Raw genomic sequence first — 21,082 nt, 5'->3', positions numbered from 1 at the left:
GGCGGTCTACTGGCGCCGCCTCATGAAGTACGCCCCGCACAGCGCCCCGATGAGGCCGGTGGCCAGCAGCGCTGTCCACAGGGGCATCGTCACTTCGGGGATCAGCAGGCGGATCTTGGTCTGGCGGGTGTTCTCGAAGATGAAGATCAGGGCGAGGACGGCCAGCACCAGTACGGTGATCCGCGCGGGCGTGAACGCCGGGTACCGGCCACCGCCCTTCCCGCGGGCCCTGCTGCCGCTCTTCTCGGAGGTCTTCGGACTCATACCACCAGGGTGCGCCCGAAGACCTCGTCACGCACGGTGAGGCCGGTTCTCCGGGTGCGCTTACCGACCAGTAGGTACTGGCCGGTAACGACCCGTTCAGCGCAGCGCGGGCTCGTCCAGGGTCAACGTGCCCGCGTCGGCGTCAAGTTCGGCCGTCACCCCGAAGGGGATCGTCAGCGCGTCCGAGCAGTGCCCGAACCCGAACTCCTCCACCACCGGGACCCCGAGCCCGCCGAGCCGGTCGACGAGCAGCGGGCGCAGCCGGTCGTAGGGCTCGCACTCCTCCCACGACCCGAGCAGCAGGCCGCTCACCCCGTCGAACCAGCCCGCGCGCAGGAGTTGGGTGAGGTACCGGTCGATGCGGTACGTCTCCTCCCCCACGTCCTCCAGGCACAGCAGCCCACCCCGCGCGGACGGACGGGCGTCCGGGGTGCCCAACTCGGCGGCGAGCAGGCACAGACAGCCACCGAGAGTGACCCCGCGCGCCCGGCCCGGCACCAGGGTCCGCCCGCCGGAGACGATCTCGGTGACCGTCTCCGGGGCGAACAGCGTGGCCCTCAGGTGTTCCTGGGCCCGTGCGCTCTTGATGAAGTCGATGCCCGCCGCCATCGGCCCGTACAGCGTGGCGAGTCCGAGCCGCCGCGCGAACGACTCGTGGAGCACGGTCAGATCGCTGAACCCCACGAATACCTTCGGCCCGGCCGCCCGCATCGCCTCCCAGTCGAGCAGATCGATCACGCGCTGCACGCCGTAGCCTCCGCGGGCGCACAGCACGGCGTCTACGGACGGGTCGCACCAGGCGTTCTGGAGGTCGGCGGCCCGGTCGGCATCCGTCCCGGCGAGGTAGCCGAACTCGGGGTGCCGGTCCAGCACATGGGGTGCCACCACCGGGTCCAGGTCCCAGCCGCGCAGCACGTCGAGCCCGGCCTGGAGCCGCTCCTCGGGCACGGGCCCGCTGGTGGCGACGACGGCGACACGGGCGCCGGGGGCGAGCCGGGACGGACGGACGTGTTGCTTCACTTGGCGAGCTCCAGGGTCGGGATGCCGGGCGGGTCGATGCCGAACACCTGAGCGTAGAGGGACAGCTCGGACTCCAGGACGCGCACCATGGTCTCCGCCCGGCGGAAGCCGTGCCCCTCCCCCTCGAAGGCGATGTACGCGTGCGGCACCCGCCGCCCCTCCATCCGGGCCAGGAACCGTTCGCACTGCGCGGGCGGGCAGATCACGTCGTCCAGGCCCTGAAGCAGCAGGAACGGCACGGTGATCCGCTCGGCGTGCTCGGTGGGCGAGCGCTCCGCGTACCGTCCGGGCACCTCCGCGCGCGGCCCGACCAGGCTCTCCAGATACCGCGACTCGAAGTCGTGGGTCTCCCCGTCGGCCCAGGCGGCGAGGTCGAGGATGGGATAGATGATCGTGCCGCAGGCATAGACGTCGGTGGTGGCGAGCGAGGCCGCCGCGGTCCAGCCGCCCGCGCTGCCGCCGCGCACGGCGAGCCGGTCCCGGTCGGCGGTGCCCTCGTCGGCGAGGGCCAGCGCGACGGCCGCACAGTCCTCGACGTCGACCAGCCCCCACTGCTCGCGCAGCCGGTCGCGGTACTCCCGGCCGTATCCGGTGGAGCCGCCGTAGTTGACCTCGGCGACGCCGATGCCTCGCGAGGTGAAGTAGGCGATCTCCAGGTCCAGCACCAGGGGCGCCCGCCCGGTGGGGCCGCCGTGCGCCCAGACGACGTACGGCGCCGGCCGGCCGCCGGGGGCGACGCAGCCGGGGTTGTGCGGCGGGTAGACGTGCGCGTGGATCTCACGTCCGGCCGGTCCGGTGAACGTGCGGATCTGCGGCTCGGGGTAGTACGCCGGGTCCACCGGATCGTCGTGCTCGGCGCCGATCACCCGGGCCCGGCCGATGGGGGCGCCCCCGCGCGAGTCTGTTCGAGCGTGGGGGAGGGTGTCCAGCTCGACCACCTCGTGGGCGCTGCGCGGACTGGCTCCTACGGCCACGACCCGCTCACCGTGCACCGCGAGGGTGGGCGCGAACTCGGTCCAGGGTCCGGCCGCGTCGACGACCTCACCGGTCTCGGGGTCCAGTATCCCGAGCGCGGTGGCGCCCCGGCCGTGCACGACGGCGATCAGACCGCTGTCCAGCGGGGCGAACCAGCGGTGGCCGAGCTTCCACAGCGGCCCGCCGAACTCCTCCTCGCGCGGGCACAGGGGCGTGCCGTCGCGGTACAGGTTCCACCAGCCGGTGCGGTCGCTCGCGTACAGCAGGGATCCATCGGGCGCCCAGTCGACCTGGGCGATCGACTCCTCGGGCCCGCCCGCGACGGTCCGCGCCCCGGTCAGTCCGTCCGCGACGTCCGCCACGACCAGCTCGGTCCCGTCCCACGGCATCCGCGGATGGTCCCAGGCCAGCCAGGCCGCGCGCCGCCCGTCGGGCGAGAGCCGCGGCCCGGTGACGAACCGGTGGGCGCCGTCACTGAGTTCACGCACGGCGTCCCGCTCCTGCGCGGCCGACCCGTCCAGCGGTACGGCGGCCAGGACGCGCCGCACGTCGGTGGGCCCGTCTCCGGTGAACTCCTCCAGCACGCACCACACTTCACCACGGCCGAGCACCAACCGCGGGTCGGCCCAGCGCAGTCCGCCGCCCACCGGGGAGAGCGGGGTGAGCGGGAGAGGTTCGCCGCCGGGCACGTACCGGTACAGCCGCTGGTCGGCGAAGTGGACGAACACCACGAGCGGTTCGCCCTCCACCAGGGCCCCGGCCCAGGGCTGACCGCCGTACTCGATGACCCGGCTGCGCACGTTCCAGGGCGCCGGCAGCACCGACTCCTGGGTGCCGTCGACGCGGCGGCGGACCAGGGTGCGGCGGCCGCCCTCGGTGGGGCGTGGCTCGGTCCACCAGGTCTCGGCGCCGACGAAGCCCACGTACTCGGGGTGCCCGTCGTGCGCGGCGGCGAGGGCCGCGTCGATGGGCGAGGGCCAGGTACCGTACGGCAGCGTCTGCACGTTCTCCCCCAACTCGCCTAGGCCGTCCGCAGGAAGCGGTCCAGGACCCGGACGCCGAAGTGCAGCGCCTCGACCGGGACGCGTTCGTCGACGCCGTGGAAGAGGGCCTGGTAGTCGAAGCCCTCCGGCAGCTTCAGCGGCGCGAACCCGTACCCCGTGATGCCGAGGCGCGAAAACTGCTTGGCGTCGGTGCCGCCGGACATGCAGTACTGCACGACGTGCCCCTGCGGCGCGAACTCCTCGACGGCGGCCCGCATACTCGCGAACGTCGGTGAGTCGACCGGCGCCTGGAGGGCCACCTCCCGATGGTGGAACTCCCACTCCACGTCAGGTCCGGTGAGCAGGTCAAGGGTCGTGCGGAACTCCTCCTCGGCGCCGGGCAGATACCGTCCGTCGACATAGGCGACGGCCTCCCCCGGGATGACGTTCACCTTGTAACCGGCGTCCATCATCGTCGGGTTGGCGCTGTTGCGGACGGTGGCCTCCACCAGCGCGGCGGCCGGGCCGAGCTTCTTCAGCAGCCCGTCCACGTCGTCCAGGTCGGGCGCGACGCGGTACACGGCGGCGAGTTCGGTGAGGGCCGCGCGCACGGTCGGGGTGAGCCTGAGCGGCCACTCGTGGTCGCCGATCCGGGCGACGGCGGCGGCGAGCCGGGTCACCGCGTTGTCCCGGTTGACCTTGGAGCCGTGCCCGGCCCGCCCGCGCGCGGTGAGCTTCAGCCAGCCGGTGCCCCGCTCACCGGCCGCGATCGGGTACAGCTCCCGCCCGGAGCCGTCGTGAAAGGTGAACGCCCCGGACTCGCTGACGCCCTCGGTGCAGCCCTCGAACAGCGAGGCGTGCCGGTCGGCGAGGAACCCGGACCCGTCCTCGGCGCTGGCCTCCTCGTCCGCGGTGAACGCGATCACGATGTCCCGCCGCGGCTTGACCCCCTGGCGGGCCCAGAAGCGGACGACGGCGAGGATCATCGCGTCCATGTTCTTCATGTCGACGGCCCCGCGCCCCCACACGACCCCGTCGCGGATCTCCCCGGAGAAGGGGTGCACGCTCCAGTCCCGTGCCTCGGCGGGCACCACGTCCAGATGACCGTGCAGCAGCAGCGCGTCCGCCGAGGGGTCGCTGCCCTCGATCCGGGCGACGACGTTGGTGCGGCCCTTGGTGCGTTCCAGCAGGGTGGGGGCGAGCCCCGCCTCCGCGAGCCGGGCGGCGGCGTATTCGGCGGCGGGCCGCTCCTGGCAGTCGCCCCCGCCCCGGTTGGTGGTGTCGATCCGGATGAGGTCGGACGTGAACGTCACGACCTCATCCAGTGCCTGCCGGTCAGCCATACTGCTCCTCCACCGCCGCCGAGACGATCGTGGTGACCGCCTTGAAGGTCCGGATCCCCTCGTACATGGTCCCGCTGGTGTACGCCACCTTCCGCTCCCCGATCCGCTCCACACCGGGCACGACGGTCGCGGCCATCGACAGATGCTCGGCGTCGAACTCCACGGCGACGGTGAACGGCCCGCCCCTGACGGGCTCGTGACGGACCGCCAGGGACGCGGCCTCCTTGGCGGCGGCGCGGATGTCGGCGAAGGTCCGGTTCGGCGTACGGCAGACGGCGGCGTACCGCGAGACATGGTCCTTGACGGCGACCTTGGGCGCCTCCGGCGCATAGCCGAGCGCGTCCTCGCAGGCCAGGTCGTCGCCGGTGAACAGCACGACGGGCACCCCGTACTCGGCCACCACATGGGCGTTGAGCAGCCCCTCGCTGGCCCGTACGTCGTTGACCCACACCCCGGTGATGGAGTTGGCGAGGTAGGTGTGGGCGAGGACGCCCTCCATTCCGGCGCCCGCGTGGTAGCCGATGAAGGCGATGCCGTCGACATCGCCGTGCTGCACGCCTTCCACCATGGACAGGGACTTGTGCCGGCCGGTGAGCATCTCGGCCCGCTCGTCGAGCTTTTCGAGGAGGAGGTTGCGCATGGTCCAGTGCGCCTCGTTGATCAGGACCTCGTCGGCGCCACCGTCGTAGAACCCCAGGACGGCGGCGTTGACGTCCGAGGTGAACATCGAGCGGCAGCGCTCCCACTGCGGGGTGCCCGGCAGCACGTCGGCCGGCCAGGTCACCCCTGTGGCGCCCTCCATGTCGGCGCTGATGAGGATCTTCATGCCCCGTCACGTTACGCGCCGGGAGCGGGCCCGGCCAGGAAGCGCCGTCAGCTCTTGTGCAGCCGGTCCAAATCCGGCTGTGCCTCGACCGGCGTCGCCGTCGGGACCGTCGCCGCGCCGGCGGCGGCACTGACGGCGACGGGCTGGGTGGCGTACCGCCGCGGCCGTACCGTGAACTAGCCGCGGGCCACGACGACCCACTTCGAAGGCAGCTCGATCCGGGTGCCGTCGGGGGTGTACTCCGCGGTGGTGAGGGGCATTTCGCCCGAAGCCACCACGCGGAGCCCGGCCGTACGCAGGTACTCCAGCACCGCGTCGTCGGCGATCTCGCCGGGCGCGATGCCGTGCCGGAAGACGGAGGCCAGCTTCGGCGGCGGGCCCGAGGGGCTCTGGGCGAGGCCCATCAGGACGGACTTGGCGGCCTCGGCCAGTTCGACCAGGAAGGCCCGGCCGGTGGTGCCGACGAGGGTGGCGATGCCGTCCACCAGCGCCTGCCGGTCGTCGGGCTCCGCCTGGTGCAGTACGCCCCTCATATAGACGTTGGCGTCGCCGAGTTCCGCGTGCAGCGTCTGCGCCTCGTCCTTCTCGCTCCCGTCCAGGACCCGGTAGGTGGCCAGGCCCGCGGGGTCGGCCTGGCGGGCGTGGTCGATCGCCGCATCGGACAGGTCGGCCCCGACGACATGCGGGAAACGGCCGGCCAGGAAACGGGTCTGGGTGCCGTTGCCGCAGCCGAGGTCCACCAGCGGCAGCGTCGGCGCGGTCAAGTGCGGTTCGAACAGAGCCAGATGGGGGCCGACAGTGAGCGCCGGCTCCGCGTCCCAGAACACCGCCCCCTGTTCCTCGGGCGCCTCCCGCCAGAAGCCCTCCCAGGCCGCCCGGTACCGACTCGTCACGCTCATGCCCAACTCCCCAGGATGTGACGGACATCCCGCCACTAAGTGGCGGGCGAGTACGGTCTATCGTGCCCCGCACGGCTCTACAAGCGCGTCGCGCATTCCTTCACGCCGCATTCGATCGGTGTACGCCCCCGAGCGCCTCGTGCGCCCCTGGAAACGCGGGGACCGGTCAGCGTCGCGGGAGCGTCAGTTCGAACCAGACGGTCTTTCCGGCACTCGTACGACTGGTGCCCCACTCGCGAGCGAGCGTGCTCACCAGCCGCAGCCCCCGGCCGAGTTCGTCATCGGGTCCGGCGTTCATCAGGGTCGGCAGCTCATGGTCGTCGTCGTCCACCTCGCACAGCAGGGTGTCACCCCGGACCAGACGCAGATCGACGGGACGGCTGTGCGAATGCCGCAGGGCGTTGGTGACCAGCTCGCTGACCAGCAGCTCGGCGACCTCGATGTGCCGGGCGAGCCCCCAGTCGTGCAACTGCTCGCGGACCACCGCGCGGGCCCGGCCGACCTCGACGGGGTCGAGGGCGATCCGCCACTCGGCGACGTCCTCCGGCTCGATGCCGTTGAGCCGGGCCATCAGCAGGGCGACGTCGTCCTTGCGGCCGCCACGGGTGTTGAGCGCCCGGATGATCGTGTCGCAGGCGTCGTCCATGGAGGCGGCCGGATGCGCGGCGGACTCGCACAGCGTCGCCAGTCCTACGCCGATGTCCTCGCCGCGCACCTCGACCAGACCGTCGGTGCACATCACCAGACGGTCGCCGGGCTCCACGCGCACGCGTACCGCCTCGAAGGGCACCCCGCCGACTCCTATGGGCGCGCCCGTCGGCAGATCGAGCAGCTCGCTGCGCCCGTCCGCGCGCACCAGCACCGGAGGGATATGGCCCGCGTTGGCGATCTGCAGCTTGCCGGCGATCGGGTCGTAGACGGCGTAGAGACAGGTCGCGAGGTAGGTGTCGCCGAGGCGCTGGGCGAGGTCGTCGAGGTTGCGCAGGAGCTGGGCGGGCGGCAGGTCGAGGGCGGCCATGGTCTGTACGGCCGTACGCAACTGGCCCATCATCGCGGCCGAGTTGAGGCCGTGGCCCATGACGTCGCCGACGACCAGGGCGGTGCGGGCGCCGGGGAGCTTGACGGAGTCGAACCAGTCACCGCCGACCCGGCCGAGCAGGGTGCCGGGGAGATAGCGGGTGGCGATGTCGCAGCCCGCCATGCGCGGCGGGATGTGCGGCAGCATGCTGTCCTGGAGGGTCTCGGCGACGCTCTCCTGGAAGGTGTACATGCGGGCGTTGTCGAGCACGAGGCCCGCGCGGGCGGCGAGTTCGGCGCCGGTGACCCGGTCCATGTCGTTGAAGACAGGCCGCTCGGGATGGCGCAGCAGGATCATGAAGCCGAGGACCACATTGCGCGCCTTGAGCGGTACGACCAGCATGGAGCGGCCCGTGATGAGCGGCCGGATGTCGCGCTTCTCGAACTGGGAGGCGATGGCGTGGCCCATCTCCTCGCTGATCCGCGGCACCAGCACGGGCTCGCCGGTGGTCATGCACTGGAAGAACGGCGTGTGCGCCGGGAAGGGCATGGCCTCGCCGACCGGCACGACGTCGTCCCAGCGGCCGGGTTCGTCGGTGTGCTCGACGGCGACCCGGTGCCACATGGTGGTGGTGTCCGGCACACCCTCCGGGAACCCCTCGCCCGCGACGACCTGTTCGCGCAGATAGGTGCCGGCGACATCGGTGAAGCGGGGCACGACGGCCTTGCTGACCTCGACGATGGTCCGGGACAGATCGAGGGAGGAGCCGATGCGGCCGCTGACCTCGTTGAGGAACTCAAGTCGTTCGCGGACGGCGGCGTATTCGAGGTCCTCACTGTCCTCGGCGTCCTCCGCGGGCACCGGCACCCCGAGCACCGCCGCACGGGCGGCGCGCTCCCGGCGGGCCCTGCGCTCGGCACGCCTCGGCACGCCCCAGTCGGGGGTGACGGGCACCCGGTCGTTCTGGCTGAACTCCAGGACCGGATAGCCCAGTTCGAGGATCTGCGCGACGATGCGGGAGCTCTCGCCGACGCTCATGCTGGGCAGGATCTCGGGCAGTCGGCGGGCCAGCTCCTCGGCACCGGGGAAGTCGGTGTGCAGGGCGAACCCGGGCGCGATCCGCTCGAAGCCCAGGCCGTCGGGCTCGCGCTGCTGGAGTCCGTCCGCATCGGCCGCCAGCACCAGTAACCGCTCGCGCCCCGGGCCGACCAGCGGATACGCCCACCACAGGACGTCGGAGCGGTCGTCGCCGGTCACGGTGAGGCGGGCGCGGCCCGCCGCGGGGAAGCTGAGCCGTCCGTCGAGGGAGGATTCGAGGTCGGGGCCGAGGCCGTCGAAGGCCGCGTACTCCCCGTAGGAGATGGCGTCCGGCTCCTCGGAGAGCGCTCCGGAGACGGGCAGCAGGTCGGCGGCGGGCCGTCCGATCGCCTCGTCCTTGCCGACGCCGAACAGCCGTCGGGCGCCGGTGCTCCAGTGGGACACCAGGCCCTCGCGGTCCACCACGACGACGGCAAGGGCCACACGGCCGGTCGCGACGTGTTCCGTCGCGCCGTTCCCAGCTCCGGGGCCGGGAGGTGTGTCCCCCGCGGTGCCACGGTCCATGGCCAAGGCCTCTCTCCCCACGGCTTGGCAAGATCTGTTGCCGCCGACACCACCGTACGGCGAGGGCCAGTGGTGATGTGCGGCAATACGGGAATTGGCCGGTGCGGGCGCCCCGGCGCACGCACCCGCGCGCCCTCAGTCCTCGTGCCCCAGTTGAAGATCGCGTTCCGTACGGCCGCCGCCGGCCATCTGGAGCACGGTGGCGACCGGCGGATAGCCCGCGGCGATCACGGTGTACTCGCCGGAGGACAGATCGACGAAGCGGAACGTCCCGTCCGGCCCCGTGGTGAGCGTGTCGACGACATTGCCCGCCGCGTCCAGCAGCGTCACGCGCGCGTCCTCCACGGGCCTGCCGCCGCTCGCCCGGACCGTCCCGCGCAGTACGGCGCCCCCGGCGAGTTCGATGTCCTGCCGGGTCTCCCGGGCGGCCTGCACGGAGACGGGCAGCGCGGCCGGACGGAACGCGGGCGCGCTGGCGGCGAGGGTGTACTCGCCGGCCACCAACTCGGTGATGACGTAACCGCCCTCGCGTCCGCTGCGGGTGCTGGCGACGACCTCGCCGTGGACGTTGGTGAGGGTGATGGTCGCGTCGCGTACGGAGGTGCCGTCGGCGGTCACCACGGTGCCCGCCAGGCGCCCGGCACCGCCGAGCACCACGTCCAGCTCCACCGGGCGTTCGCCGACGGTCACGGAGACTGCCTGCGGCTGGTGTCCGCCCGCCGCGGCGATAAGGACGTACGCCCCCGACCCTGGCGTGGACAGCGCGTACCGTCCGTCCTCACCGCTGGCGCCCCGGCCGATCTGCTGTCCGACGGCGTCGATGAGGGTGAGCGCCGCGCGCGGGACGACGGTTCCGTCGGGGTGCTGCACGGTGCCGCAGACGGGGATTCCGGCCGCGTGGGGCGAACGGGCGTGCGGGAGGGGGACGGGCTCGGTTTCGGCGGTGTAGTGGGACACCAGTGGTTTCTCCTTGAGGAAGAAAGCGATGAGCAGGCCGAGGACGAGCACCGGCACGAGGTAGAGGAAGATCCTCGGCATGGCGTCGGCGTAGGCCTGGATGTAGTCGTCGCGCAGGCCCGGGGGCAGCGCGTGGACGACCTGCGGGGTGATGGACTCGGCGTCGGGAAGCTCGGCACCCGCGCGTGCGGGCAGCCGGTCGGCGAGCGCGTCGGTGAGCCGGTCGGCGAAGAGGGTGCCGAAGACGGCGGCGCCGACGCTGCCGCCGATCTGCCGGAAGTAGTTGTTGGCGCTGGTCGCGGCGCCGAGATCGGCGGGGCGCACGGAGTTCTGCACGGCGAGGATCAGGACCGGCATCACCATGCCGATACCGGCGCCGAGGACGGCCATCCAGATGCTGTAGTGCAGCCGGGGCGTGTCGGCGTCGAGCCGGGACAGCAGCCACATGCCGACTACGGAGAGGGCGCTGCCGAGGACGGGGTAGATCCTGTAGCGCCCGGTGTGGCTGATGAGCTGTCCGGAGACGATGGAGGCGCCGACGATGCCGCCCATCATGGGCAGCATCAGCAGCCCGGACTCGGTGGCGGAGGCCCCGTCGACCATCTGGAGGAAGGTCGGCAGATAGCTGGCGGCGCCGAACAGCGCGACGCCGATCACCAGGCCCACCAGGCCGGTGATGGTGAAGACGGAGTCCCTGAACAGCCGGAGCGGGATGAGGGGTTCGGGGGCGAAGTGCTCGGCGACGAGGAAGAGCACGGTGGCCAGGGCCGCGCCCGCGCCGAGGCCGAGGATGACCCGGGAGTCCCAGGCGTACTCGGTGCCGCCCCAACTGGTCAGCAGGACCAGGCAGGTGGAGGCGGCGGCGAGCAGCAGCGAGCCGAGGATGTCGAGCCGGGGTTTGGTCTCGGGCTTCGGCAGCTTCAGTACGACGGCGACGACGGCGAGGGTGACGATGCCGAAGGGGACGTTGATGTAGAAGCACCAGCGCCAGGAGAGATGGTCGGTGAAGTAGCCGCCGAGCAGGGGCCCGGCGACCGAGGCGAGGCCGAAGGCGGCGCCGATCAGGCCCATGTAGCGGCCGCGCTGCCTCGGCGGCACGATGTCGGCGATGATCGCCTGCACACCGATCATGAGCCCGCCCGCGCCGACGCCCTGCACGGCCCGGTAGGCGATGAGCTGGTCCATGGTCTCGGCCCGCCCGGCGAGCGCGGAGCCGACGACGAAGACGACGATCGCGAACTGGAAGACGCCTTTGCGGCCGAGGAGGTCGCCGAGCTTGCCGTAGATCGGCAGGCCGATGGTGGAGGTGAGCAGGTAGGCGGTGATCGCCCAGGACATCTTGTCCAGGCCGTGCAGCTCGCCGACGATCTTCGGGAGCGCGGTGGCGACGATCATCTGCTCCAGCGCGGCCAGCAGCAGCGCGAGCATCAGCCCGAAGAAGACCAACCGCACCCGGCGCGGGCCGAGTTCGGCGTCGACGGCCGGTTGCGGCGCGGGAGCGTCGGGGGGTGGTGCGACCGGTCGGTCCTTCACCGGAGTCGTCCCGCCCACGTACCGCTCCCCTCGTCGCGCCTGCCACGCAATTCCCGCTTAATGCGACAACTACGAGCAAGCACGACGAGTTACGGCAGATCGGTGCGGCGCGTGGAGATCCACTCGATCCAGTGAGAGGGATCAACGACCCACGGACACCTGGGACTTAACCCTCGACCTCGGCGGCGAGCTTGGCGAGCAGCGCGTCGTAGATCCGCCCGAGGCCCTTGGGGGCGAAGGTCTTCTCGAAGAAGCCGCCGATGCCGCCGGCGCCCTGCCAGGTGGTGGTGACGACGACCCGGGACCTGCCCTCGCCGGCCGGGGTGACGCGCCAGACGGTGACCATGGAGGAGTTGCGGTCCTTCTCGACGAGCTCGCCGTCGGTGGGCTCGCTGACCTCCAGCAGACAGTCGCGCACCCGCTTGCTGGTGGCCTGGAGCTTCCAGTGGACGAGGGTGCCCTCGCCGTCGCCGCCCTCGCGCACCTCGTACTCGCTGAAGTGCTCGGGCAGCAGCTTCTCGCGGGTGCCGCTGTAGTCGGCGAGGGCGTCGAACACCTTCTCCGCGTCCGCCGCGACGACCCGCTCCGTAGTGGCCTCGACCTGCGCCATTGACTTCCTCCAGGAGGTGAATTGCTCGGGGATCGGGGCAAGCCAACCACCCGGCGGCCCGGCCGCCCAAATCGAGGTCGCACGATCAAGGGAACATGTGTTCTATTCTGTGCCCAGTGCTACCGAGGAGGCCTCATGCGCTGGGAGAACCTCGCCCTGGAGTCCGAACACAGCCGGGCCGACGCCGCGCTGTTCGGCGCCGACGCGGTGACCACCCGCACCTTCGACACCCCCGAGTTCCGTGGGATCACCTTCCACGAGATCCGGGCCCGCTCGATCATCAACCGGGTGCCGGGGGCCTCCCGCATGCCCTTCGAGTGGACGGTCAATCCGTACCGCGGCTGCTCGCACGCGTGCGTGTACTGCTTCGCGAGGAAGACCCACAGTTATCTGGACCTCGACACCGGGCTCGGCTTCGACTCCCAGATCGTGGTCAAGGTGAACGCGCCGGAGCTGCTGCGCCGCCAGCTCGGCTCCCGGCGCTGGCTGGGCGAGCACATCGCGATGGGCACGAACGTCGACTGCTATCAGCGGGCGGAGGGCCGCTACCGGCTGATGCCGGGCATCATCGGCGCCCTGCGCGACCACGCCAACCCCTTCTCGATCCTCACCAAGGGCACGCTCATCCTGCGCGACCTGGAGCTGCTGAAGCAGGCGGCCGCGGTGACCGACGTCGGCATCTCCGTCTCGGTCGGCTTCACCGACGCCGAGCTGTGGCGCACCGTCGAGCCGGGCACGCCCGCTCCCGAGCGGCGTCTGGAGGTCGTACGCACCCTCGGTGAGCACGGCATCGGGTGCGGGGTGCTGATGGCGCCGGTGATCCCGTTCCTGAGCGACTCCCCGGCCCAACTGCGGGCCACGGTACGGGCGATAGCGGCGGCCGGCGCGACCTCGGTGACCCCGCTGGTGCTGCATCTGCGCCCCGGCGCCCGGGAGTGGTTCATGGCCTGGCTGGAGCGCCACCACTCGTATCTGGTGCGCCGCTACGAGCGGCTGTACGCCGATGGCGCCTACGCCCCGAAGTGGTACCAGCGCCGGATCACCCGTCAGGTGCACGAGCTGGCCGAGGAGTACGGCATCGGCCCCACGCGCGCGGGGATGCCGCGCCGGATCCGTGAGCCGGAGGCCGCCGAGCAGCTGACCGAGCCTCAGATGACCGAGCCGGTTCAACTCTCGCTTATCTGAGAGCATCCGAGCGCAACAGACGACCCAATTGGGTCAAGTATTGCCAGAACACGTTCTTCCGGGCGGGCTTTCCGGGACGATGCGGCGTGGACCGTGACCCTCGCGGTCCGAACCCCCTCCGTCCTGGGAGGACTCGATGAGAAAACGCGCAGCCGTGCTGTGCGCTGCCGCCGTCGTCGTGGCCGGAACGTTCACGGCAGTCCCCGCCGAGGCGAGGGCGCCGCACTCGGCTCCGAAGCTCACCTGGAAGAACTGCGGCACCACCACCTATCCGACGCTCCAGTGCGCTTCCCTCAAGGTGCCGCTCGACCACGCGAATCCGCACGGGGAGCAGATCACGCTCGCCCTCTCGCGCGTGCCGCACACCGCGAAGAAGTACCAGGGCCCGCTGCTGGTCAACCCCGGCGGACCGGGCGGCAGCGGCCTCACGCTGGCCGGCTTCGTCGCGTCCACGCTGCCCAAGTCGGTGGCGGCGCAGTACGACGTGATCGGCTTCGACCCGCGCGGGGTCGGCAAGAGCAAGCCCGCGCTCGACTGCAAGCCCGGGTACTTCAACCCGGTGCGCCCGGACTCGGTGCCGAGCTCCCCGGCGATCGATGGAGCCAACCTCCTGCGGGCGAAGTCGTTCGCGAAGGCGTGCGGCGACAAGTACGCGCATCTGTTGCCGTACATCAACACGATCAGCGCCGTGCAGGACATGGACCGGATCCGGCACGCGGTGGGCGCGAAGCGGATCAATTACTTCGGTTACTCGTACGGCACCTATCTCGGCGCGGTCTACGCCAAACTCTTCCCGGAGCGGGTGCGACGCCTGGTCCTGGACTCGGTCGTGGACCCCACGGGCGTCTGGTACGAGGACAACCTCGCGCAGGACTACGCCTTCAACGACCGTCACCTCGCCTTCATGGCATGGGTCGCCAAGCACGACGCGACCTACAAGCTGGGCACCGACCCGGCGAAGATCGAGGACGAGTGGTACGCGATGCGGGCCGCGCTGGCGAAGAACCCGGCCGGCGGCAAGGTGGGCGCCGCCGAACTGGAGGACACCTTCCTGCCCGGCGGCTACTACAACGGCTACTGGCCCTATCTCGCGGAGGCGTTCGCGGCGTACGTGGGCGACAAGAACACCGAGCCGCTGGTGGAGGCGTACGACAACTTCGCCGCCGTGGACGCCGCGGGCGACAACGGCTACAGCATCTATACGTCCGTGCAGTGCCGGGACGCGGGCTGGCCGCGCGACTGGGAGCAGTGGCGTGACGACAACTGGGCGGTGTACGCGAAGGCGCCGTTCATGACCTGGAACAACGCCTGGTACAACGCGCCCTGCGCGTTCTGGCCGACCGACTCCCTGGAGCCGGTGGACGTCGCCAACGGCGAGCTGCCGCCGGTACTGCTCCTCCAGGCGACCGAGGACGCGGCCACGCCGTACCACGGCGCCGTGACGGTCCACCGTCTGCTGCACGGCTCCAGCCTGGTGGTCGAGCAGGGCGGTCAGAACCACGGCATCTCGCTGAGCGGGAACGCCTGCCTGGACAAGCACCTGGCGAAGTATCTGACCGACGGCACGGTGCCGCGCAGCGGCGGTGAGGTCGACGCGGTGTGCGAGGCGCTGCCCAACCCGAAACCGCTGAGCTCGACATCGACGTCCTCACACGGCGCGACGCTGCACGGTCTGCTCGGCTTCCGCGGCTGAGCCCCCCTCGGGGGCGGGCGTTGTCAGACCCATGGTCCACCATGGACGCATGAGTGAGCTGACCAGGATTCCCGCCCCCGACGGCGTGGCCGCCGCCGCGCAGTACAGCCATGTGGTCCTGGGCACGGGCCGCTTCGTGGCCATCGCCGGCCAGCTCCCGCTCGACGAGAAGGGCGAGCCGGTCGGCGAGGACGACCCGGCCGCCCAGGCCCGCCAGGTCTTCGAGAACCTGAGGCGCTGCCTCGCCGCGGCCGGGGCGACCTTCGACGACGTCGTCAAACTCACCTACTTCGTCACGGACATGGCGGACCTGCCCGCGATCCGCGCGGCCCGCGCCGAGCACATACCGGACGACCGCCTGCCGGCCGCGTCGGCGGTGCAGGTGGCGGCGCTGGTGCGACCGGAGTTCCGGATGGAGATCGAGGCGTTCGCGGTGGTGCCGGAACAGCCCGCGCACCCCATCCTGCTCCCCGAATAATCGGACGCCCGCCTGGCCGGCCGCGCCCTAGGGTGCGGTCATGGACGACGATCACCTTCGCATCCGCGAGATGACGGTGGCCGACTGCGGCCGCGTCGCCGAGATCCGCGTCGGCGGCTGGCGTACCGCGTACCGGGGGCTGATGCCGCAGCCGTACCTCGACGGCCTCAGCGTCTCCGAGGACGCCGACCGTCATCGCGCCCGTCTCGCCCAGGGCGACGGCCTGCGGGTGGACCTCATCGCCGAGCGGGAGGGCAAGGCGGTCGGCTGGGCCTGCCATGGTCCGTACCGCGAGGGCGACACCCGCACCGAGGACGCCGAGCTGTACGCCATCTACGTGGACCCCGGGCAGTACGGCGCCGGGATCGGCCGGGCCCTGCTGAAGGAGTCGATCCGCCGGTGCACGGCCGACGGACACCCGCGCATGCTGCTCTGGGTCCTGAAGGAGAACGCCGACGCCCGCCGCTTCTACGAACGGGCCGGCTTCCTCCCCGACGGCGCCGAGGAGCCCTTCGAGGTGGACGGCGTGGCGGTGCCGGAGGTGCGGTACGTCAGAGAACTCATCGCTGCCTAGGGATCCGCGCGAGCGCCCGCACCGCGGCCTGGGCGAGCGCCGGATGGGCCAGCGCCTCGTTCAGCACGGTCCGGGCGCGGGCGTCGCCCAGGGTGCCGAGCCCCTCGACACAGGCGAGCGCGACCCGGCGGTAGGGATCGTGCGGGCGCAGTCGCCGCTCCAGGGTCGTGATCAGCGCGGGTACGGCCTCGGGGGCCCGCAGTTCGACCAGCAGCCGGACCGGGTGCAGCGCGTACGCGACGCGCAGTTCGTTCGTGGCGAGCGCCGCCGCCGCTCGGGCCGTACGAGGATCGCCGAGCCGGGCCAGGGCGTACGCGGCGGACACGCAACGCTCTGGGTCACGGTGGTTCAGCAGCAGGACCAGAGCTTCGAACGCCCGCCGGTCCCCCGCGAGTCCGAGCCGGAACGCGGCCAGCTCCCGGGCCCACAGTGACTGCCCCGGCGCGGTGAGGACATCGGCCAGCTCGTCCAGGTCCCCGGTCCCCACGAGCCGCTCGAAGCCCGCACCCCCGCCCGACTCCCGCCGTAAGCGCTCCGTGAGTGATCGCAACTCTTCGTCCATGGCATGGAGCCTATGGGCGGGCCCGCCGCCTCGGGACCTACATCACAAAGACGGTGAAGGACGGGGACTGGCGCGCTCGTTACCCGCGGGTTAAGCTCAGACGAGCGAGGTACCCCCTCGCGATCCACCCGCGATGGCCTGGTGACGCAGCCATCGCAGGAGCAGTCGGTTCGGTACCTCAGGTACCGCAGTACGACTCGGCCACGGGACAGGGCCGGTCGGCCATCACCGTTCACCGGACGTGTGCACGTCCGCGTCGACGGCACCGGGCGTGTGCGCTCGCAGCCCGGCAGACACCCGCATTTCTCAGGCACCCGGTGCGCCCCTCAGGCGCACCCGGGCGCACTCCCAGTCGTCACCCTCATTTCTGGAGTCCCGCGATGGCCACTCCCCTGTCCGACACTCCCGCGTCCCCGATCAGGACCGTCGCCGTCATCGGCCTCGGCACCATGGGCACCGGCATCACCGAGGTCCTCGCCAAGGCCGGCCGCGAGGTCGTCGGAATCGACATCAGCGAGGCCGCGGCAGGCCAGTCGGTCGCCGCCCTGGAGGCCTCCACCGCCCGCGCCGTGGAGCGCGGCAAGCTCACCGAGCAGGAGCGCGCCGAGGCCCTCGCCCGGGTCCGCACCACCACCGACCTGGCCGCGGCGGCCGACGCCGACCTGGTCATCGAGGTGGCGCCGGAGTCGTACGAGATCAAGCAGCAGATCTTCCGCGCGCTGGACGGGATCGTGCGCCCCGAGGCGATCCTGGCCACCGGGACCAACGCCCTGTCCGTCACCCGGCTCGCCGCCGACTCGGCGCGCCCCGAGCGGGTGCTGGGCCTGCACTTCTTCAACCCGGCCCCGGCGATGCGTCTTGTCGAGGTCGTCTCCTCGGTGCTGACCGCGCCCGCGGCCGTCGCCGCCGTCACCGACCTCGCCCTGGACCTCGGCAAGGAGCCCGTCGCGGTGGGCGACCGGCCCGGATTCGTCGCCGACGGACTGCTGTTCGGCTACCTCAACCAGGCCGCCGCGATGTACGAGGCCAAGTACGCATCCCGTGAGGACATCGACGCCGCGATGCGGCTCGGCTGCGGACTGCCCATGGGCCCGCTCGCGCTGCTCGACCTCATCGGCATCGACACCGCGCGCACGGTCCTGGACGCCATGTACGCCGAGTCCCACGACCGGCTGCACGCCCCCGCGCCGATCCTCAAGCAGCTCAGCGAGGCGGGCCTGACGGGCCGTAAGTCGGGCCGTGGTTTCTACAGCTACGAGGCCCCGGGCAGCGCGGTCGTCGTGCGGGACGCCCTGACGCCGCTGGAGGGCTCCGTCCCGGTCCCGGGCCGTGAGGTCCGCTCGGTCGGCGTCGCCGGTTCCGGCACCATGGCCTCCGGTATCGCCGAGGTCTTCGCCAAGGCCGGCTACGAGGTCGTCCTCGCCGCCCGCAGCGAGGAGAAGGCGCAGGCCGCGAAGGCCCGCATCGGCAAGTCGCTCGCGCGCTCCGTCGACAAGGGCCGGATGACCGCGGAGGCCGCGGCCCAGACCCTGGAGCGGATCACCCCGGCGGGCTCCTACGACTCCTTCGCCGAGGTCGACCTGGCAGTCGAGGCCGTCGCCGAGGACCTGGAGATCAAGCAGCAGCTGTTCGCCACGCTGGACAAGGTCTGCAAGCCGGGCGCGGTGCTGGCGACCACCACCTCCTCGCTGCCCGTCGTCGCCTGTGCCCGCGCCACCTCGCGTCCGCAGGACGTGATCGGCATGCACTTCTTCAACCCGGCCCCGGCCATGAAGCTGGTCGAGGTCGTCCGTACCGTCCTGACCGCGGACGACGTGCACGCCACGGTCCGTGAGGTCTGCGGCCGGGTCAAGAAGCACGCCGTGGACTGCGGCGACCGGGCCGGATTCATCGTCAACGCCCTACTGTTCCCATACCTGAACAACGCGATCAAGATGGTGCAGGAGCACTACGCCTCGCTCGACGACATCGACGCGGCGATGAAGCTGGGCGGCGGCTACCCGATGGGCCCGTTCGAGCTGCTGGACGTGGTCGGGCTCGATGTGTCGCTGGCCATCGAGAAGGTCCTGCACCGCGAGTTCCGTGACCCGGGCCTGGCTCCGGCGCCCCTGCTGGAGCACCTGGTGGCCGCGGGCTGCCTCGGCCGTAAGACGGGCCGCGGCTTCCGCGAACATGCCCGGCGGTGACCGTCCAGGCGACTGGTTCCGCGTAGGCGAGGACTGGGGCGGACTGCTCGACCCCGCGGCCTCACCCCCGCCCCTCCAGGGCGGGGGAACCCTGGGACATGCGCACCATCCTGCACAGATGCAGTACGTTCGGGTCATGTCCCAGCCCGCCAAGTCCTCACGTACACCAGCCACGCCCGACGCGCCGGAGAGTGCCGCGGGCACTCGCGCGGCCGCCCAGCGGCTCAAGATGCGCCGAGAACTGGCGGCCGCGGCGATGGAGCTGTTCGCCACGAAGGGGTACGAGGCGACCACCGTCGACGAGATCGCGGCCGCGGCCGGGGTCGCCCGCCGCACCTTCTTCCGCCACTTCCGCTCCAAGGAAGAGGCGATCTTCCCCGATCACGACGACACCCTGATCCGTGCCGAGGCGGTGCTCAACGCCGCCCCCGCGCACGAGCATCCGCTCGACACGGTGTGCCGCGGTATCAAGGAAGTCATGCGGATGTACGCGGCCCGCCCGGAGATCTCGGTCGCCCGCTACAAGCTCACGCGCGAGGTGCCGACCCTGCGCGAGGCGGAGATCGCGTCGGTGGCCCGCTACGAACGCCTCTTCACGCGTTATCTCCTCGGCCACTTCGACGAGCACGCGCACGACGACGACGCCAACGACGATCCGCTGCTGGCGGAGGTCGCCGCCTCCGCCGTGGTCACCGCCCACAACCATGTGCTGCGGCGCTGGCTGCGGGCGGGCGGCCAGGGCGATGTGGAGACGCAGCTGGACCATGCCTTCGCCATCGTCCGCAAGACGTTCGGCACCGGCATAGGAGCCGGCCGGACGACCACGCCCCAGCCGGCCGCGGCGACGGTCTCCGCCCATGGCGAGGTCCTGGTGACGGTCGCCCGTACGGACGCACCGCTGGACCAGGTGATGCGGACCATCGAAGAGGCACTGAAGGAGCGCTGAGGACCCGAAGGGCCCGCCGAGACTCTTCGCCACTGTGATGACGGCCACCCCACGGGGTGGCCGTTTTGGCATGTCAGGGCAGGTTTTCCGGCATCTTTCAGGAGCCGTTCGATCGATCATCGCTCATTTGTTACGTAAAGATTTCACCTGAGAGCAACTTCTGGCACTCAGTGCCTTGTCACCTGACACGCGGTGTCATACGTTGATGGTGTCCGGCCTGTCCCGACGAGCCCAACGGCTCGCGCGCCGGACGCCTGCGTCACAGGCACCCTCCGCGCCACAAAGCGCTGCCGAACAGCACCACACGCCGAACCGACGGCAACCGCAACACACCCTCAGCAGCACCGACGTAACCCTCAGCGTCCCCCTCAGGACGCGTATCGCCGGAGGCAACACCGTGACCGTGAAGGACATCCTGGACGCGATCCAGTCGCCGGACTCGACGCCGGCCGACTTCGCCGCTCTGCCGCTCCCCGAGTCGTACCGCGCGATCACCGTGCACAAGGACGAGACGGAGATGTTCGCGGGCCTCGAAACCCGCGACAAGGACCCCCGCAAGTCGATCCACCTGGACGACGTGCCGGTGCCGGAGCTCGGCCCGGGCGAGGCCCTGGTGGCCGTCATGGCCTCCTCGGTGAACTACAACTCGGTCTGGACCTCGATCTTCGAGCCGCTGTCGACCTTCGGATTCCTGGAGCGCTACGGCCGGCTCAGCGAGCTCACCAAGCGCCACGACCTGCCGTACCACATCATCGGCTCCGACCTCGCGGGCGTCGTCCTGCGCACCGGACCGGGCGTCAACGCCTGGAACCCCGGTGACGAGGTCGTCGCGCACTGCCTCTCCGTCGAACTGGAGTCCTCGGACGGCCACAACGACACGATGCTCGACCCGGAGCAGCGGATCTGGGGCTTCGAGACGAACTTCGGCGGCCTCGCCGAGATCGCGCTCGTCAAGTCCAACCAGCTGATGCCGAAGCCCAAGCACCTCAGCTGGGAGGAGGCCGCGGCCCCGGGCCTGGTCAACTCCACCGCCTACCGCCAGCTGGTCTCCCGCAACGGCGCCGGCATGAAGCAGGGCGACAACGTCCTGATCTGGGGCGCGAGCGGCGGACTCGGCAGCTACGCCACGCAGTTCGCGCTGGCCGGTGGCGCCAACCCGATCTGTGTGGTGAGCAGCCCTCAGAAGGCGGAGATCTGCCGCTCGATGGGCGCCGAGGCGATCATCGACCGCAACGCCGAGGGCTACAAGTTCTGGAAGGACGAGACCACCCAGGACCCGAAGGAGTGGAAGCGCTTCGGCAAGCGCATCCGCGAACTCACCGGCGGCGAGGACATCGACATCGTCTTCGAGCACCCCGGCCGCGAGACCTTCGGCGCCTCCGTCTTCGTCACCCGCAAGGGCGGCACCATCACCACCTGCGCCTCGAC

General features: G+C 71.2%; 17 protein-coding genes. 7 read left to right on the top strand and 10 right to left on the bottom strand.

Features of this window, described 5'->3' with window-relative positions:
* Positions 1-6: 6 nt before the first annotated feature.
* The 9 genes from H4N64_RS15935 to H4N64_RS15895 all read right to left on the bottom strand — a co-directional run bounded on the left by H4N64_RS15935 (position 7) and on the right by H4N64_RS15895 (position 12,030).
* Positions 7-264, bottom strand: coding sequence for a LapA family protein (locus H4N64_RS15935; protein WP_186282961.1), 258 nt, complete (start codon positions 262-264; stop codon positions 7-9).
* A 96-nt stretch (positions 265-360) separates the two neighbouring features.
* Positions 361-1,284: an LD-carboxypeptidase gene (locus H4N64_RS15930; RefSeq protein ID WP_186282960.1), complete on the bottom strand. Its 924-nt coding sequence runs from the start codon at positions 1,282-1,284 to the stop codon at positions 361-363.
* Positions 1,281-3,263, bottom strand: a complete 1,983-nt coding sequence (locus tag H4N64_RS15925) for a S9 family peptidase (protein WP_336246711.1) — start codon at positions 3,261-3,263, stop codon at positions 1,281-1,283. The genes H4N64_RS15930 and H4N64_RS15925 overlap by 4 nt, the downstream gene beginning before the upstream one ends.
* A 17-nt stretch (positions 3,264-3,280) precedes the next feature.
* On the bottom strand, positions 3,281-4,585 hold the full coding sequence (locus H4N64_RS15920) for a M20/M25/M40 family metallo-hydrolase (RefSeq protein WP_186282958.1): 1,305 nt from the start codon (positions 4,583-4,585) through the stop codon (positions 3,281-3,283).
* Positions 4,578-5,411, bottom strand: coding sequence for a M55 family metallopeptidase (locus H4N64_RS15915; RefSeq protein ID WP_186282957.1), 834 nt, complete (start codon positions 5,409-5,411; stop codon positions 4,578-4,580). The genes H4N64_RS15920 and H4N64_RS15915 overlap by 8 nt, the downstream gene beginning before the upstream one ends.
* Positions 5,412-5,587: 176 nt before the next feature.
* A complete protein-coding gene (locus H4N64_RS15910; RefSeq protein WP_186282956.1) occupies positions 5,588-6,310 on the bottom strand; it encodes a class I SAM-dependent methyltransferase in 723 nt (240 codons plus the stop codon).
* 166 nt (positions 6,311-6,476) lie between these two features.
* On the bottom strand, positions 6,477-8,930 hold the full coding sequence (locus tag H4N64_RS15905; protein WP_186282955.1) for an ATP-binding SpoIIE family protein phosphatase: 2,454 nt from the start codon (positions 8,928-8,930) through the stop codon (positions 6,477-6,479).
* Positions 8,931-9,065: 135 nt separating this feature from the next.
* Positions 9,066-11,438: a DHA2 family efflux MFS transporter permease subunit gene (locus H4N64_RS15900; RefSeq protein WP_186282954.1), complete on the bottom strand. Its 2,373-nt coding sequence runs from the start codon at positions 11,436-11,438 to the stop codon at positions 9,066-9,068.
* 148 nt (positions 11,439-11,586) lie between these two features.
* Complete coding sequence (locus tag H4N64_RS15895; protein WP_186282953.1) at positions 11,587-12,030, bottom strand: SRPBCC family protein; 444 nt, start codon at positions 12,028-12,030, stop codon at positions 11,587-11,589.
* 135 nt (positions 12,031-12,165) lie between these two features.
* Here H4N64_RS15895 and H4N64_RS15890 point away from each other — a divergent pair, with 135 nt between their 5' ends.
* The 4 genes from H4N64_RS15890 to H4N64_RS15875 all read left to right on the top strand — a co-directional run bounded on the left by H4N64_RS15890 (position 12,166) and on the right by H4N64_RS15875 (position 15,960).
* Positions 12,166-13,215, top strand: coding sequence for an Rv2578c family radical SAM protein (locus tag H4N64_RS15890; RefSeq protein WP_186282952.1), 1,050 nt, complete (start codon positions 12,166-12,168; stop codon positions 13,213-13,215).
* Positions 13,216-13,351: 136 nt separating this feature from the next.
* Complete coding sequence (locus H4N64_RS15885; RefSeq protein ID WP_186282951.1) at positions 13,352-14,908, top strand: alpha/beta hydrolase; 1,557 nt, start codon at positions 13,352-13,354, stop codon at positions 14,906-14,908.
* A gap of 49 nt (positions 14,909-14,957) precedes the next feature.
* On the top strand, positions 14,958-15,386 hold the full coding sequence (locus tag H4N64_RS15880; protein ID WP_186282950.1) for a RidA family protein: 429 nt from the start codon (positions 14,958-14,960) through the stop codon (positions 15,384-15,386).
* Between the two features lie 40 nt (positions 15,387-15,426).
* Positions 15,427-15,960 carry a GNAT family N-acetyltransferase gene (locus tag H4N64_RS15875; protein WP_186282949.1) on the top strand — a complete coding sequence of 178 codons (534 nt, stop codon included), beginning with the start codon at positions 15,427-15,429 and terminating at the stop codon, positions 15,958-15,960.
* Here H4N64_RS15875 and H4N64_RS15870 read toward each other — a convergent pair.
* Positions 15,947-16,522: an adenylosuccinate lyase gene (locus H4N64_RS15870; RefSeq protein ID WP_186282948.1), complete on the bottom strand. Its 576-nt coding sequence runs from the start codon at positions 16,520-16,522 to the stop codon at positions 15,947-15,949. The two genes, H4N64_RS15875 and H4N64_RS15870, sit on opposite strands and share 14 nt — an antisense overlap.
* 380 nt (positions 16,523-16,902) lie before the next feature.
* Here H4N64_RS15870 and H4N64_RS15865 point away from each other — a divergent pair, with 380 nt between their 5' ends.
* The 3 genes from H4N64_RS15865 to ccrA form a co-directional block, all read left to right on the top strand.
* Positions 16,903-18,708 carry a 3-hydroxyacyl-CoA dehydrogenase family protein gene (locus H4N64_RS15865; protein ID WP_186282947.1) on the top strand — a complete coding sequence of 602 codons (1,806 nt, stop codon included), beginning with the start codon at positions 16,903-16,905 and terminating at the stop codon, positions 18,706-18,708.
* Between the two features lie 136 nt (positions 18,709-18,844).
* The gene (locus H4N64_RS15860) at positions 18,845-19,654 is read left to right on the top strand and encodes a TetR family transcriptional regulator (protein ID WP_186282946.1); all 810 of its coding nucleotides are present in this window, start codon (positions 18,845-18,847) and stop codon (positions 19,652-19,654) included.
* Positions 19,655-20,057: 403 nt separating this feature from the next.
* Positions 20,058-21,082: crotonyl-CoA carboxylase/reductase (gene ccrA, locus H4N64_RS15855; protein ID WP_186283115.1), on the top strand; the 1,025-nt coding region annotated here is incomplete at its 3' end.

Origin of the sequence: Streptomyces cupreus, from assembly GCF_014257025.1 — a bacterium.
In the GTDB taxonomy this organism is placed as follows: Bacteria; Actinomycetota; Actinomycetes; order Streptomycetales; family Streptomycetaceae; genus Streptomyces; species Streptomyces cupreus.
The sequence above is the reverse complement of the archived record's forward strand: the minus strand, read 5'-3'. Positions and strand labels throughout refer to the sequence as shown.

Coding starts and splice junctions, on each gene's coding strand:
- H4N64_RS15935 (WP_186282961.1), bottom strand. CDS start 264: ATGAGTCCGAAGACCTCCGAGAAGAGCGGCAGCAGGGCCCGCGGGAAG.
- H4N64_RS15920 (WP_186282958.1), bottom strand. CDS start 4,585: ATGGCTGACCGGCAGGCACTGGATGAGGTCGTGACGTTCACGTCCGAC.
- H4N64_RS15915 (WP_186282957.1), bottom strand. CDS start 5,411: ATGAAGATCCTCATCAGCGCCGACATGGAGGGCGCCACAGGGGTGACC.
- H4N64_RS15910 (WP_186282956.1), bottom strand. CDS start 6,310: ATGAGCGTGACGAGTCGGTACCGGGCGGCCTGGGAGGGCTTCTGGCGG.
- H4N64_RS15905 (WP_186282955.1), bottom strand. CDS start 8,930: ATGGACCGTGGCACCGCGGGGGACACACCTCCCGGCCCCGGAGCTGGG.
- H4N64_RS15895 (WP_186282953.1), bottom strand. CDS start 12,030: ATGGCGCAGGTCGAGGCCACTACGGAGCGGGTCGTCGCGGCGGACGCG.
- H4N64_RS15890 (WP_186282952.1), top strand. CDS start 12,166: ATGCGCTGGGAGAACCTCGCCCTGGAGTCCGAACACAGCCGGGCCGAC.
- H4N64_RS15885 (WP_186282951.1), top strand. CDS start 13,352: ATGAGAAAACGCGCAGCCGTGCTGTGCGCTGCCGCCGTCGTCGTGGCC.
- H4N64_RS15880 (WP_186282950.1), top strand. CDS start 14,958: ATGAGTGAGCTGACCAGGATTCCCGCCCCCGACGGCGTGGCCGCCGCC.
- H4N64_RS15875 (WP_186282949.1), top strand. CDS start 15,427: ATGGACGACGATCACCTTCGCATCCGCGAGATGACGGTGGCCGACTGC.
- H4N64_RS15870 (WP_186282948.1), bottom strand. CDS start 16,522: ATGGACGAAGAGTTGCGATCACTCACGGAGCGCTTACGGCGGGAGTCG.
- H4N64_RS15865 (WP_186282947.1), top strand. CDS start 16,903: ATGGCCACTCCCCTGTCCGACACTCCCGCGTCCCCGATCAGGACCGTC.
- H4N64_RS15860 (WP_186282946.1), top strand. CDS start 18,845: ATGTCCCAGCCCGCCAAGTCCTCACGTACACCAGCCACGCCCGACGCG.